Origin of the sequence: Gramella sp. KN1008 (assembly GCF_004332155.1) — a bacterium.
Taxonomy (GTDB): domain Bacteria; phylum Bacteroidota; class Bacteroidia; order Flavobacteriales; family Flavobacteriaceae; genus Christiangramia.
Window position 1 is genome coordinate 15,280 of sequence record NZ_SJDV01000001.1, and the last position, 14,950, is coordinate 30,229.

The 14,950-nt window shown below is 42.8% G+C and carries 13 protein-coding genes; 5 read left to right on the forward strand and 8 right to left on the reverse strand.

The window, feature by feature from the left end; all coding sequences use genetic code 11:
• Nucleotides 1-80: 80 nt before the first annotated feature.
• The 4 genes from EZJ28_RS00075 to EZJ28_RS00090 form a co-directional block, all read right to left on the reverse strand.
• Nucleotides 81-1,889: a lysophospholipid acyltransferase family protein gene (locus tag EZJ28_RS00075; RefSeq protein WP_131393617.1), complete on the reverse strand. Its 1,809-nt coding sequence runs from the start codon at nucleotides 1,887-1,889 to the stop codon at nucleotides 81-83.
• 41 nt (nucleotides 1,890-1,930) lie between these two features.
• Nucleotides 1,931-3,181: an aspartate kinase gene (locus EZJ28_RS00080; protein WP_131394814.1), complete on the reverse strand. Its 1,251-nt coding sequence runs from the start codon at nucleotides 3,179-3,181 to the stop codon at nucleotides 1,931-1,933.
• Nucleotides 3,181-3,657: a GNAT family N-acetyltransferase gene (locus tag EZJ28_RS00085; RefSeq protein WP_131393619.1), complete on the reverse strand. Its 477-nt coding sequence runs from the start codon at nucleotides 3,655-3,657 to the stop codon at nucleotides 3,181-3,183. Before EZJ28_RS00085 ends, EZJ28_RS00080 begins: the two co-directional genes overlap by 1 nt.
• 137 nt (nucleotides 3,658-3,794) lie before the next feature.
• Entirely contained in the window at nucleotides 3,795-4,283 is a 489-nt protein-coding gene (locus tag EZJ28_RS00090; protein ID WP_207388415.1) for a GNAT family N-acetyltransferase, read from the reverse strand.
• Nucleotides 4,284-4,458: 175 nt separating this feature from the next.
• On the opposite strand from EZJ28_RS00090, the gene fbp reads away from it, so the two are divergent.
• Nucleotides 4,459-5,505 (forward strand): class 1 fructose-bisphosphatase, encoded by a 1,047-nt coding sequence (gene fbp / locus EZJ28_RS00095; RefSeq protein ID WP_131393621.1) that lies wholly within the window; start codon nucleotides 4,459-4,461, stop codon nucleotides 5,503-5,505.
• Here the strand turns inward: fbp and EZJ28_RS00100 are convergent.
• Entirely contained in the window at nucleotides 5,478-5,909 is a 432-nt protein-coding gene (locus tag EZJ28_RS00100) for a TerB family tellurite resistance protein (protein ID WP_131393623.1), read from the reverse strand. The genes fbp and EZJ28_RS00100 overlap by 28 nt on opposite strands.
• A gap of 153 nt (nucleotides 5,910-6,062) precedes the next feature.
• On the opposite strand from EZJ28_RS00100, the gene EZJ28_RS00105 reads away from it, so the two are divergent.
• From EZJ28_RS00105 to EZJ28_RS00115, 3 genes are all read left to right on the forward strand, one after another.
• The gene (locus EZJ28_RS00105) at nucleotides 6,063-7,085 is read left to right on the forward strand and encodes a ligase-associated DNA damage response exonuclease (protein WP_131393625.1); all 1,023 of its coding nucleotides are present in this window, start codon (nucleotides 6,063-6,065) and stop codon (nucleotides 7,083-7,085) included.
• Nucleotides 7,082-8,674 carry an ATP-dependent DNA ligase gene (locus EZJ28_RS00110; RefSeq protein WP_131393627.1) on the forward strand — a complete coding sequence of 531 codons (1,593 nt, stop codon included), beginning with the start codon at nucleotides 7,082-7,084 and terminating at the stop codon, nucleotides 8,672-8,674. Before EZJ28_RS00105 ends, EZJ28_RS00110 begins: the two co-directional genes overlap by 4 nt.
• Before the next feature lie 66 nt (nucleotides 8,675-8,740).
• Nucleotides 8,741-11,209: a ligase-associated DNA damage response DEXH box helicase gene (locus tag EZJ28_RS00115; protein ID WP_131393629.1), complete on the forward strand. Its 2,469-nt coding sequence runs from the start codon at nucleotides 8,741-8,743 to the stop codon at nucleotides 11,207-11,209.
• On the opposite strand, the gene EZJ28_RS00120 is transcribed toward EZJ28_RS00115, so the two are convergent.
• Nucleotides 11,210-11,713: a DUF1440 domain-containing protein gene (locus EZJ28_RS00120; RefSeq protein WP_131393631.1), complete on the reverse strand. Its 504-nt coding sequence runs from the start codon at nucleotides 11,711-11,713 to the stop codon at nucleotides 11,210-11,212. It lies immediately after the preceding gene.
• 103 nt (nucleotides 11,714-11,816) lie between these two features.
• On the opposite strand from EZJ28_RS00120, the gene EZJ28_RS00125 reads away from it, so the two are divergent.
• Nucleotides 11,817-12,599 (forward strand): amidohydrolase, encoded by a 783-nt coding sequence (locus tag EZJ28_RS00125; protein WP_131393633.1) that lies wholly within the window; start codon nucleotides 11,817-11,819, stop codon nucleotides 12,597-12,599.
• Here the strand turns inward: EZJ28_RS00125 and EZJ28_RS00130 are convergent.
• Nucleotides 12,583-14,187, reverse strand: a complete 1,605-nt coding sequence (locus EZJ28_RS00130) for an Ig-like domain-containing protein (RefSeq protein WP_131393635.1) — start codon at nucleotides 14,185-14,187, stop codon at nucleotides 12,583-12,585. The two genes, EZJ28_RS00125 and EZJ28_RS00130, sit on opposite strands and share 17 nt — an antisense overlap.
• Before the next feature lie 54 nt (nucleotides 14,188-14,241).
• On the reverse strand, nucleotides 14,242-14,922 hold the full coding sequence (locus tag EZJ28_RS00135) for a ComF family protein (protein WP_131393637.1): 681 nt from the start codon (nucleotides 14,920-14,922) through the stop codon (nucleotides 14,242-14,244).
• Nucleotides 14,923-14,950 lie beyond the last annotated feature (28 nt).

The window sequence follows — 14,950 nt, forward strand, 5'->3', positions numbered from 1 at the left end:
AGGATTAAAAAGAATTTCCAGTAAGATCCCGGGAATAACAATAAGTTAACAACTTATCAAATTTTTCCCTCTCCTGCTACTCATTGATTACCATTCCCCGCGGCTCTTTCCTCCAGTTCTTTCTGAAATTCTTCCATGACCGGCTTCACGGTGCTTTCGGGAAGATCGGCTATACGAATGTACATCAATCCGTCAACGGCATCATTAAAAAGAGGATCAACGTTAAAGGCAACCACTTTCGCGTTCTGCTTGATATACTTTTTAATGAGTACCGGAAGTCTCAGGTTCTCGGTTTCCAGTTCGTCGATGATCTTATCGAACTTGTTAAGATCTGACTGACTTTCATCAAAGACCAGGTCCTTATCGGCATCTTCCAGTTTCACCTTGAACTCCTTTTTTGGTCTAACATACTGGGCGATATACGGATCGTAATAGTTGGACTTCATGAATTCTATCATGAGCGATTTTGAGAAGTTGCTGAACTTATTACTAATGCTCACGCCGCCTATAAGATAGTTATGTTCGGGAAATCTGAGGGTGCAATGCACGATCCCTTTCCAAAGCAGGAACAAAGGCATTGGCTTTTGCTGATATTCTTTAATAATGAAGGCTCTGCCCATTTCAATGGACTGGCTCATCATTTTATGCAGTTCCGGCTCGAACCTGAACAGGTCCTGAAGATAAAAACCGTTAATTCCATAGGTGTTATATATCTCATGACCCATTCCCATTCTGTAAGCTCCTGCGATCTTCTTTGCATTGCTGTCCCAAAGGAATAGATGGTGGTAATATTCATCGAATTTGTCCAGGTCTGTGCTATTGTTTGTGCCTTCGCCAACCTCCCTGAAGGTGATCTCCCGCAGTCGTCCTATTTCATTCAGAATATTGGGAATAACCTCTCTTTTTGCCAGGAAGACTTCATAATTCTTACTTTGAAGAAGCCTTTTATCCATCTTACGGCAACTCTCCACTTCGGCACACATAAGTTCAACATTGGTCTCCTGTGCAATATCCTTTGGGGATCGTGGGATCTTCAGCGATTTAGGAAGACTTCCCAGTAACTTCTTTCTTTCAAATACATTGGCGAGCATATAGGTCTTACGCCTCAGGAATGCAGTATAAGCTTCAAGGTTGGAATGTTCCTGCTGATCTTCCACAGAGATGGGAAGCCCGATCCTTACTTTGATCTTTCTGCGCCTTTGGCTTAGCATTTCACTGGGTAGTTTGGCCGTGCGAAGAAGGTCACTAATAGATGCCAGCCTGTAGAAGAACAGGCTGTTCTTAGCATGAAAATAGATAGGAACAACTGGTACTTTTGACTTCTGAATTAGTTTCATCGCTGAAGGCTCCCAGGGTTTATCCACAATGATTTTTTTATCCCGGTAGGTGGAGACTTCCCCGGCCGGAAAAATTCCCAGGGCATTCCCTTCCTTTAGGTGAGCTATGGACTTTTTCATTCCGCTTAAGCTGGAACTGACTTCTTTGTGATCTTCAAACGGATTCACTGGCAGAATATACGGTTTCAAAGGCTCCAGGCGCTGTAAAAGAAAATTGGCGATAACTTTATAATCCGGTCGCTTTTCCAGGACCAGTTTCATGAGGATCATCCCGTCTATCCCGCCCAGTGGATGATTGGAAATGGTGATAAAAGGTCCTTCCTTGGGAATGCGTTTAAGGTCTTTTTCCGGGATCTCGTAATCTATTTCAAATTCGTTTAAAATAGACTCAATGAAGTGTGTACCCTTTAGATGCTTTCTTTTTTCGTATTCTTTGTTGATCCTGGAAAGCTTTGTCGTTTTAAGGACCAGCCATCCAAGACCGGTGCCAAGGAATCCAAACTTACGAAGGTTCATTACATTGGCAACTTCTTTGGCACTTACGATTCCCATGGTTGATTGGTTTGTGTTAACCAAAAATAAGAAATCAAAATTTAGTTTTCAGTAACCAGCTGAACCGTATTCTGCGTAAGTTGTTTTAAAAGCACATTTTTATCCTTTTCTAATTCATCTATAGCCTGCTGACTGAAATGCCTTATGGTATATAAAGAGACTCCTGTCTTATAGCTCACCTTAAATCTTGCTTTTAGATGCTGTATAAGGTCTTCCAGATGGTTAAACCTATTGTCTACACACACCCTGAAGCTGATCGCCGAATTCTGGATAAGATCTACTTTCATCTGGTACTGATGGAATAATCTGAAGATCTCAGAAATGTTCTCTTCTACCATAAAGGAGAAGTCAAGCGAAGAAAGAGAGATTAACACCTGATCTTTCTTAACAATGAAGCAGGGAATCTCCGGATGTATGGTCTTTCCCTTGCTAACAGCGGTTCCTTCTTCAGAAGGGTTTAGGAAGGAGCGTACAAAAAGAGGGATCTCCTTTCTTTGCAAAGGCTGAAGGGTCTTTGGGTGAATTACCGAAGCACCGTAAAATGCGAGCTCGATGGCTTCTTCATACGAGATCTTGTTTAGTAGTTGTGCTTTGCTGAAAAATCTGGGATCGGCATTCAGCACTCCGGGAACATCCTTCCAGATAGTAACATTTTCAGCATTGAGGCAATAGGCCATAATGGCTGCCGAGTAATCCGAGCCTTCCCTGCCAAGCGTAGTAGTGAAATTATTGGGGTCTGAGGCTATAAAACCCTGAATTATATTCAGCTTTTTGGGGTCTACCGTTGCCTGTATGCGTTCCTGTGTACTATTCCAGTCTACCTGGGCGTCCCTGTAAGTATTATCGGTCTTAATAAGATCTCTGGCATCCAGCCAGTTAGTTGGTATGTTTTGGAAATTGAGGTATTCGCTTACGATAGTTGTGGAGATAAGCTCCCCGTAGCTCACTATCTGGTCATACACGAAATCGTACTGAGTTGATTTGTTATGCTCAAGGAAATTTTCAAGTTCGGTGAAAAGTGTTTCTATCCTGAACCATACCGGTGCCTGATCGCTGTGGAAAAGTCCTTCTATGATATTGCGATGATAGTCCTTTACAATTTCCAGACTATCGGGGACTTTGGCAGATTCCAGATAATCCTTAACCACGACCTCCAGGGCATTAGTGGTTTTTCCCATGGCAGAGACCACTATCAGTTTATTATTATTGCCAGTTTCGTTAAGTACTTTGATCAGATTTTTTACACCATCGGCATCTTTAACAGATGCACCTCCAAACTTAAAGACTTTGATCACTTCTTTTTAATATTTTTCTTGATTCCGCTTTCTTCCATATGAACGGTCTTCCAGCTTTCCTTAATCTTCGCGCCGGTGTTTTCGTAAAATTCGATCGCGTTCTTATTGCCTTCAGAAACTATCCATTCAATACGTTTAACGCCATGATCGTGGCCATATTTCACAACCTGCCGGTAAAGTGCTCCGCCAAGTCCTGTCCCTCTCATATTTTCTCGTACGATGAGGTCTTCCAGGTGAACGGTTCGGCCTTTCCACGTAGAGAATCTGAAATACACCAGGGCCATTCCTTCGATCTTTCCGGCAACATCTGCCACAAAACATTTGAAATTGCCATTGTCAAAACCTTCTTTTTCCAGGTCTTCAATGGTGACTTCTACATCTTCCAGGTGATTTTCATGTTCGGCCAGTTCCTTAATGAGTTCCAGGACGGCTTTCATATCTTCACGACGAGCTTCACGTATTGTATATTCCATTGGTCAATTATTTGTTTTCTAACGGTCCATGCAATTCGAGAATAATCCCACTTTTATGATAAAGAATACCAGGATGGCTTATTGCATGATTATTAACAAAAATACGGATTGAATTCCAGAAGCCTATTAATAGCTTCTTAAAGAAGACCTTTTTCCTGTAGATATTTGTGCATGGCCTCTTCATCCATCTGCACGGTATCCCAGTCTTCCATTACATCTGCTCCGCTTCGCCTGTAAAAATCGGCCGCGGTCTTATTCCAGTTCAGGACCACCCATTCGGTACGTTTTACCTTTTCTTCAGCAGCAAATTTTATCACTTCGGTATAAAGCGCAGATCCAAGCCCCTTTCCTCTGAATTTCTCCCGTACGATAAGATCTTCAAGATGAACTGTCTTTCCTTTCCAGGTAGAGTACCTGAAATACACCAGTGCCATTCCCTCAATCTTTTCATTGGCTTCCGCTACAAAACAGTGAAAGGCTGGATTCTTTCCAAAGCCATCCCTTATCAAGTCATTTTCATCTATGATCACTGCTTCAGGTTCCTTTTCAAATACGGCCAGTTCCTTGATGAGTTTCAGCACCTCTCCCATATCCTCTTTTTGCGCCTTGCGTATATTAATTTTCATTGAAAGTATTTTTGATCTGTGTTCATTATTCAGGGCGTCAGCAAAACCAGTAATGGCTTTTCGCCGTTCTTAAAAGTATTATAAACAAATGTAAACAATGCTAAAGATTGTCACGAAAACGTTGTAGTAAGTATGAATTTTGATATTTTAGCCGACAGAAACGCAAATTCATATCATGCCTAAGAAAAATCAGACCCTTGGAGAATTCATAATTGAAAATCAGGCAGATTTTCCGGGCTCGTCCGGAGAACTTTCAAGACTGATCAATTCCATCAGGCTAGCCGCTAAGGTGGTGAATCACGAGGTAAATAAAGCCGGACTGGTAGATATTATCGGGGCGTATGGTGAGACCAATGTTCAGGGTGAAGACCAGCAGAAACTGGATGTGTATGCCAATAATAAATTCATCCAGACCCTTACCAACAGGGAGATCGTTTGTGGAATAGCTTCTGAAGAGAACGATGATTTTATAAGAATTGAAGGGCATAATGGGGATGACCAGAATAAATATGTGGTACTAATGGATCCGCTGGACGGTAGTTCCAACATAGATGTAAATGTATCGGTGGGAACCATCTTTTCAATTTACCGAAGAGTTACACCGCTGGGAACCCCTGTTCAACTGGAAGATTTTCTCCAGCCTGGAAACAAACAGGTTGCTGCGGGTTATATTATCTATGGGACTTCGACAATGCTGGTTTATACTACCGGGCACGGAGTGAATGGTTTTACGCTTAACCCCGCATTAGGTTCGTGGTATTTATCCCATCCGGATATGAAATTCCCTGAAGAAGGAAAAATTTACTCCATCAACGAAGGGAATTACGTGCATTTTCCCCAGGGAGTGAAAGATTACATTAAATACTGCCAGGAAGAAAAAGGCGACAGGCCATATACATCTAGGTATATTGGTTCCATGGTTTCCGATATTCACCGGAACATGATAAAAGGCGGGATATTTATGTATCCCAAAAGCTCCAAGGCCAGTGATGGTAAATTAAGGTTATTATACGAATGCAATCCAATGGCTTTTCTTACAGAACAGGCCGGGGGTAAGGCAAGTGACGGTTTCCGAAGAATACTGGATATTGAGCCTACAGAACTGCATCAGAGAGTGCCTTTCTTCTGCGGAAGCAGAAAAATGGTGGAAAAGGCTGAAGAATTTATGAAAAACGCCGAGTCTAACGCTCAGTCTCAGTCATTTTCCTTTTCAAGTAAATAACGATAGTCTTCAAAGTTTAGCTGACCGCTGAATATCTGTATAGAACGGTTAATGATTCCTTCAGAAGCCTGGCTTGAGAAACCAAGCCCTATGGCGTAACGTTTGATAAGTTCCGTTTCTTCGTCGTCTATCTCATGATCTGCGAAGATTATCTTGAAAAGATCGTGAAGGCGCTCCAGTCTTTTTTCTACGCTGTTATAACCGGTTAAAGGGAAAGCGAGTGGGTTTTCTATCACTTTTTCATACTCGTCTTCGCTTATATCCAGTTTACGCGCAAAACGTTTTAAAAGCACTTCTTCCTCGTTATTTATTTCGCCGTCTATCGCAGCAAGGTTCACGATTGACGCAAAGTGACTAAGATTCCTTAGGTGCTCTCCTGAGCCGAATAGATCTGAAAAAGACATTGTTCTTTGGGTTTTGTTACTACAAATATAGGCAAACCTTGAGGTTTAAATCTCAATGTAAATTTAAAATCATATTCATCATTCCCTAATCTTTTCTTAATCTCTTTTTGCTGAAACTACAATTATTTAAATTCAGGAATCTTCAAAACTGTTATGAAAACACCATTGCTCGCTTTTAATGAAAAGGGGATCTATTGTGAAAAGGCTGACGTTTACCTGGATCCGTGGAAGCCGGTAAAAAAGGCGATCATCTCACATGGCCATGCCGATCATGCCCGATGGGGACACAGGCAATATATCACTCATAGCAGTAATGTTCCCATTATTAAACACCGCTTGGGAGATATAGAGGTAAGCGGTGTTGAATGGAATGAGACTTTTAGCATTAATGGCGTGAAATTCTCTTTGCATCCTGCAGGTCATATCATTGGTTCCTCGCAGATAAGGGTGGAATACAAGGGAGAGGTTTGGGTCTTTACCGGGGATTACAAGACCGAGGATGACGGCGTAGCTATACCTTATGAGCCTGTAAAATGCCACACTTTTATTACGGAATGCACCTTTGGTTTACCAGCCTTTAAATGGACTCCCCAGGAGCAGGTGATGAAAGATATCAATACCTGGTGGCAGCAGAATCAAGATGATGGAAAGACCTCGGTATTATTCGGGTATTCCTTAGGGAAAGCACAACGTTTGCTGAAAAACCTGGATACTTCAATTGGAAAGATCTATACTCATGGAGCTATCGAGAACATGACTGAAGTTTTAAGACATCAGGCACAATTTCCGGAAACGACCCGGATAACACACGACACGAAAAAGGAAGAAATTAAAGGCAATATCGTGCTTGCACCGCCCAGCGCACATGGTTCTGCCTGGATACGAAAGATGGTTCCGTTTGTTACTGCCTCGGCAAGTGGATGGATGACCTTTAGGGGAGCGCGAAGGCGCAGGGCAATAGACAAGGGGTTCGTGCTGAGCGATCACTGTGACTGGCAGGGATTGCTTACATCCATTAAAGAGACTGGCTGCGAAAAAGTGATCTGTACCCACGGTTATACCGATATTTTTTCAAGGTTTCTCAGAGAACAGGGTTATGACGCGCGTACCGAAGAAACCCAGTATGAAGGTGAAATTGGTCAAATGGAGTCAGAAAATGAAAGGGAATCGGCATGAAGGCATTCGCTGAATTAATTAAGACGCTGGACAGTACCAATAAGACCACATTGAAAGTGGAGGCCCTCACCGAATATTTCAGGCAGGCCCCTCCGGAAGATAAGGTATGGACCATCGCGATCCTGAGCCACAGGAGACCACCCCGCCCTGTAAATACTACTCTTATGAGAGAATGGGCTTCAGAACTTGCCGGCATTCCATTGTGGCTTTTCGAGGAATCCTATCATATAGTAGGCGATCTTGCAGAGACTATCGCTTTGGTGATCCCGCGTTCTGAAAAGTCTACTGAAAAAAGCCTGAACCAGTTTCTTCAGGAAATCATCAATCTCAAAAAGAAACCCGATGAGGAAAAGAAGAAATACCTGTTCGAGAACTGGCTTAACCTGAATTACTATGAGCGCTTCGTTTTTACAAAACTGATCACAGGAAGTTTCAGGATAGGCGTTAGTCAGAAACTAATGACCAGGGCGCTTTCCAGGGCTACCGATATTGACGAGGATATACTTGCCTATAAAATGATGGGGAACTGGGATCCGTCAAAAATATCTTTCAATAAGCTTATTCTGGAGGAACACGAGGAAGATTTTCTTTCGAAACCATATCCGTTCTATCTGGCCTATGCCATAGAAGATGAACCGGCCAACCTGGGAGATGTGGCTGAGTGGAGCGCTGAACATAAATGGGATGGCATAAGGGCACAGGTGATTATACGGAATGATGAACTTTTTGTCTGGAGCCGGGGTGAGGAACTTGTTACCGATAAATATCCTGAATTTGAAGTTTTTGTAGATAACATTCCTAATGGGACTGTCCTGGATGGGGAGATCCTGCCTTTCCCAAAAGGACAGATAGGAACTTTCAAGGATCTTCAAACCCGCATAGGAAGAAAGAATATCACCAGAAAACTACTTGAAAAAACCCCTGTTATTCTTAAGGTCTATGACATTCTTGAATGGAATGGGGAGGATATCAGGGATATGGTCTTTGGGAATCGCCGGGAGATCCTGGAGCGACTTTACCGGGAAATTTCTTCAGAAGATTTTCCCCTGCATCTGTCTCAAACCATCAGTTTCAATACCTGGGAGGAAGCGGCTGCGGAAAGGGAAAATGCCAGGGAAGTGATGTCTGAAGGGCTGATGCTGAAACGGCTTGACTCTCCTTATCTTGTTGGAAGGAAAAAAGGAGACTGGTGGAAATGGAAGGTGGAACCACTTACAGTTGATGCCGTGCTCACCTACGCGATGAGAGGTCACGGAAGAAGAAGTAATCTTTTCACCGATTACACCTTTGGACTTTGGGACGAAGAAAAAGAAGAGCTGGTAACCTTTGCCAAAGCTTATTCCGGCCTTACATATAAGGAATTCCGCGAGCTTGATGCCTGGATAAAGAGGAACACACTTGAACGATTTGGTCCCGTAAGAAGCGTGAGGCCTCATCATGTGTTTGAGATCGCCTTTGAAGGTATTGCGGAATCCAAAAGGCATAAGAGCGGAGTAGCTACAAGGTTTCCGCGAATACTCAGATGGAGAACCGATAAGAATATACACGAAGCTAACACTTTGGAGGAATTAAAAGCCCTTATTCCCTAACCCATTTAATAGAGCCTCACAGGTTTCAGAATCCAGAGGCGCAGAGTAAAATTTTTATCAGCTTAAATGAATCAAAAAGAACTATTAGACCTTGCAGAAGATTGGTTCGCCAATCAGGGCTGGAAACCTTTCAAATTTCAGCGTGATACCTGGAAAGCCTATCTTCAGAAGAAGAACGGTTTGCTAAATGCGCCTACAGGGAGCGGAAAGACTTATGCGCTCTGGGTTCCCATAGTTCTTGATCATATCAAAAAAAATTCCGATTTCGGGACAAAGCACAAAAAGGGACTGAAGGCGATATGGATCACGCCGCTCAGGGCTCTATCGGTAGAAATTGAACAGGCCGCAAGCAGGTTTGCAGAGGAGCTCGGGACTCAATTTACGGTGGGGATACGCACTGGCGATACCTCCCAACAGGAAAGGGCGGCTCAAAAGAAAGCTATGCCAGATCTGCTTATCACTACCCCTGAAAGTTTACACCTTTTGCTTTCTTCCAGGAACTATCAGAAGACATTCAAAGATCTGCAGGCTGTCGTCATTGATGAATGGCATGAACTACTCGGAACCAAACGAGGTGTACAGATTGAACTGGGATTGTCAAGACTGAAGACTGTTTCAAGAGACCTCAGGATCTGGGGAATATCAGCCACTATTGGAAATCTTCAGCAGGCTAGAGAAGTATTGCTGGGCCCGGAATCTCAAGCTTTGGAGAATTCTGTCATGATAAAGGCCGATCTTAAGAAAAAGATTGATGTAAGGTCCATCATTCCGGAGAAAATGGAGAAGTTTCCCTGGCGGGGTCATTTGGGTCTTCATTTAATAGATGAGGTAGTGCCTATCATTAAGGAATCCCGGACCACTCTGTTATTTACCAATACCAGGTCTCAATGCGAGATCTGGTTTCAGAAGCTGATGCATAAATATCCTGAATTTGCCGGGGAAGTGGCCATGCACCATGGAAGTATAAATAAAGAAACCCGTTTATGGGTTGAGCAGGCGATTAGAAATGAAAGCCTGAAAGCGGTAGTTTGTACTTCCAGCCTGGACCTTGGAGTGGATTTCGCCCCGGTGGAAACCATTATCCAGATAGGCGGGCCTAAAGGAGTTGCCCGATTTCTTCAGCGTGCCGGCCGAAGTGGGCATCAGCCAGGGAAGGTCAGCCTTATTTATTTTCTACCAACCCATGCGATAGAACTTATTGAGGCTTCAGCCCTGCAGAAAGCGGTAGAGAAAAAAGCGGTGGAAGACAGGATTCCTTACCTGATGAGCTATGATGTGCTGGTCCAGTATTTGAATACGCTGGCGGTTTCTGATGGATTCTATCCAAAAGAGATCTTTCCTGAGGTAGCTTCTACCTACTGTTTTCAGGGAATCACTGAAAAGGAATGGAGATGGATCCTGAATTTTATCACTAAGGGTAGCCAGAGTCTGCAGGCCTATGATGAGTATAAAAAAGTAGAGATAGAAGAGGACGGCCGCTTTAAAATTAACAACCGTGGAGTGGCGATGCGTCATCGCCTGCAGATTGGAACCATAGTAAGCGATGCCGTGCTAAGTGTGAAATATATGAAAGGCGGTTATATCGGCACTATTGAAGAATGGTTTATCTCCAAACTGAAACCTGGAGACGTCTTTACCTTTGCAGGCAGAAATCTCGAACTCGTGCATATCAAGAATATGCAGGTACTGGTGAGGAAATCTTCCAGAAAAACTTCAAAGGTTCCAAGCTGGGTTGGAGGAAGAATGACCTTTTCGGCACAGATGAGTGAGTTATTAAGGGAGGAGATGTATACAGCTGCCACACTTAAAAAGGGAAAAAAGAGAAGCAGGGAGCTTTCTGCACTGGGGCCGATCTTTAAACGCCAGAAGAAGGAATCGATTATACCTAAAAATAATGAGTTCCTTATAGAAACTTTTAAGACGAGAGAAGGCTATCACGCCATATTCTATCCTTTTGAAGGCAGATTTGTACATGAAGCTCTGGGAAGCCTGCTCGCATACAGGATCAGCCTTTTATCGCCTATAAGTTTTTCCATCGCTTTTAATGATTATGGATTTGAACTTTTATCAGATCAGCCTATCGATATGCAGCAGGTGATAGATAACGATCTTTTTAGTGCCGAATACCTAATGGATGATCTTTACAAAAGTCTCAATGCAACTGAAATGGCCCGGAGAAAGTTCAGGGATGTGGCGGTGATCGCGGGGCTTGTGTTTACAGGCTATCCCAATAAACTTGTTAAAAGCAAACATCTTCAATCCAATTCGCAGTTATTGTTCAGCGTTTTCAGGGATTATGAGGAAGATAACCTGCTTTACCGCCAGGCTTTCAGGGAAACTTTTGAACACCAGCTGGAAGAAGGTCGTTTGAGGCAGGCTTTGGAAAGGATTGCTACGCAGAAAATAGTCTGGAAGGAATGTGAAAAACCTACTCCATTTTCATTTCCGATAATTACAGACAGGTTGCGGGAAAAACTGACTTCAGAAAAACTGGAAGACAGGATAAGGAAGATGCTCCGGCAACTGGAGAACTAATTAATCCCTTAGCTGTTTTTCAAGGTAATGTCTTACGAGTTCGGTGGTGATCCCGAATGCGACATGAGCGAAAAGTTCGTTCATTTGCATGCGTATAGGTACATCGGTAGGCTTTGGTTCAAGTCCCATGATTGGCAGGGAAGTTTCATGAGTGGAGGCCCAGGTAGTGGCTCCAAAGATCACCCCGTCCATAGGTCTTAATCCGAGCCTGTCTTTTTTTCCATATCCATATGCGGCACCAAGTGAGCCACCAACCGGCAGACTGACTAATTGTTCTGCAAGGGCTTCATTTTGTGTGCTAATGGGAGTGCCTGTTATTTTGGTGGACAGATCGTCTACTATCTTTATTTGAGCCGATCGCTGTTCCACTTTTCTTACTGGTAAAAATTGTTCGATAAGACTTTTTACTGCCGTTCCGGCAAGACCGCCAATAAATCCGGAGATCAGGCTGCGGCCGGTTTTTGAGACATAGGAATCACTTTTCAGAAGGCTGTTCGTACTCATAAGCTGTTTCATTTTAGCCTTATAAAACTATTTATTCAACAGTTTTTCTCCAATCATTTAACAAGTATTTGGCATTGCTCATTCAAAATCGATATTTTTGAATATGAGTCAGAAACTAAACATTGCGTTCATTCAGGCCAACCTTGAATGGGAAGATCCTGAAGCCAACAGAAGCCTTTTTTCAGAAGAAATAAATAAGCTTTCCAGCGATGTGGATCTTATTATTTTGCCGGAAATGTTCACCACGGGATTCAGTATGAATGCTGAAAAGCTGGCTGAACCTACCGAATCCAAAACTCTGGATTGGCTAAAGGAGAAAGCCAGGGCAAAAAATGCGGCTGTTACCGGAAGTGTGATAATAACTGAAAATGGCAATTACTATAACCGCTTATTTTTTGTGTATCCGGATGGTTCATATAAGCTCTATGATAAAAGACACACTTTTACGCTGGCAAAGGAAGATGAAACCTATGCTGCCGGTAAAGAACGGCTTATAGTTGAATACAAGGACTGGAAGATCTGCCCGCTTATCTGTTATGACCTGCGTTTCCCGGTTTGGGCACGAAACACCGAAGACTACGATCTTTTGATCTATGTCGCCAACTGGCCCGAGAAAAGGGTAAATGCCTGGGATGCTCTATTGAAGGCCCGGGCGATTGAAAATATGTGCTACTGTGTAGGCCTTAATCGTACCGGTATAGATGGTGATGGGTATGTATATAATGGACATTCCGCAGCCTATGATGTGCTGGGTAACGAACTCACCGAGCTAAACAGGGAAGATGAATTCACTGCTGAAATAACCCTTGATAAGGAGAGCCTGTATGAGACAAGGAATAAACTTAAATTCCTTCAGGACAGGGATAAATTTAATCTAGAATTATAGCCTGGTTGATATCCCAGTTTGCACGCACTTCGAGAGTGTCTGAGAAATATTTGATCTGTTCGGGCTGTTTCTTTTTAAGGTAATTTCCAGTATCCCATTTTTGATTTTCGTTGCTGTCAAAGATCACACGAACAAGATAATTCCCCGGCTGCAGGAACTGGAAATTGAAGCTGCCTGAGTTTTCTGAATATTGTTCTGAAAGTACCTTTCCTTTAGTGTCGGTTAACTGAACAATTATTGGGAATGCCTCAATATTCTGAAAATTAAGGATGATGGTTCCATAGTCTGAAAGTGCCTTGGTCCTAACATTTTGTCTGATCGTATCGTTGGTTTCCTCAAAAAGATCGGTAATAGCGCCAGGCAATGCAGTGATCTGGTAACGGTTTGCGGGAGTCTTTTCAAACTGAACCCGGATCTCGTTACGCATTGGGTAAAAAGAGGTCGTGAAGGGCACCTCTGCCGAATCCTGATCAAGGATTTTCACCAGATCTTCACGGTAATCTATAATAGGCGTGTTGGCTTTGAATTTGAAATCTTCGTTCATTCCACCACCATCGGTAGAGACCGTTAGGGAATCCCTGTCCAGTGTACTTAGTCTTGCATAAAGAGTATCCCGTGTCCTGGGCGTTGCAACCTCGAACGAAAGGCTATCAGATTCGGGTTTGATATTATACCAGTAATATAAAGTGTCGGTCTTAGGGTCCTTTACCACTCTGGACCTGAAGCCTTCAGGTTTAGGGTTGAGTAAATTTATGGAGAGGCTATCCAGATCCGGACTCCCATCGTAACCAAAAAGGATCTGATTTCCCTTAAAATAAGCGGGTCGTTTGGGTGCAAATTCCAGTTCTTCTTTAAATACCGTGATCTCATAAGAACTGTCAGTCGGTATCGTAATGCTCTGCTCAACAAAGCCTATCTTTTCACTTTTTGGATTATAGAGATAATTGGAGTTCTTATCCATAATGCCCACCATTCTGTAGGTTCCCTCCTTGAGATTTTCGAGCGAAAAGGTAAAAGTACTGTCCTGGGAATAAGTTACATATCTTGGTGTTTCTTTGAATACGATAGAATCGATAAAAGCCGTATCAACTTCATAGAGCATCACTGTAACGGGCTCCTTAGGGGCTTTCAGACTGGCGTCTTTAACAGTTCCGGAAACTGCCAGAGAGTCAATATAGTCACCGGTGGAGAATACATATTTGAAATAATCAAAGGGATTACCTTCGTTGTTATCTACGATGCTTTTTCCGAAGTTGATCGTATAGGTAGTATTTTCTTCAAGAGTGTCAAAAATCTCAATTTTTACATCTTTCCTCGCTGTTCCCAGGGGCATGATATTAGGCTTGGGATCCATGGGAGGTGATACTATGATCTGTTGCTGAGGTTTGTCCAGCTTGATATATTCATCAAAAAAGATCCTTATTTCCTCCGCATCGAAATTGGTAGTATAATTTTCAGGATTCGCCTTTATGAATTTAGGAGGTTCTTCGTCTATAGGACCACCCTCGGGCATTCCCTTCTTGGCACACTGAACCAGGGTAAGCAGTAAAATAAGGACAACTATAAAACCGGGTACCTTTTTTTTCATAGAAGATGAAAACTTTTAGCAAAGAAACGATTATTTTGAATTACAAAGCAAAGCTTAATCGGTAATTGCCATGGTAGCCACGCTAAGTTCTACACCTGGGATTTCCAAAAGCTTATGTGCACAGGCTTCCAGCGTGGCCCCGGTGGTGACCAGATCGTCAACTATTAGAATATGCTTATTTATAGCTTTTTCGGGGTTCTTTATATCCAGTGTTTCCTCGAGTCTGCCCCAGCGAGATAGTCTGTCCTTAAAAGTCTGGGATTGGGTCTTACTGATCTTCAGCAGAATTTTATCACAATATTCTGCATGTATGGATTTCGCTATTTCCTTTCCAAAATCCTCTACCTGATTGAAACCTCTCTGCTTCAATTTGGTTTTATGAAGAGGTACGGGGATAACCAGGTCAATATCCTGATATGCTGAAACGGCAGATAGCTCTTCTCCCAGCCATTTTCCCAGATAGCTGCCTATCTCCCGGTGTCCTCTGTATTTAAGATCGTGAATAAGGCGCTGCACCCCGGCTTTTTTGCGAAAATGCATTAAAGCCGTTGCATTTTTTATCTTTACGCGGCCATAAAATACTTTTTTTACAGGGTTCTCGTTATCAAGATGGTACCTGGTAACGGGTAGGTCATGGAGGCAGGAAGTACAAATTAATTGTTCATTTTTTAATAAGGCAGCTTCGCAAATGTGACACACCGGAGGATAAAGAAGATTAACGAAATCGTGAAACATTTGTTAAGGGCTTGTATCTTAGCTTTCT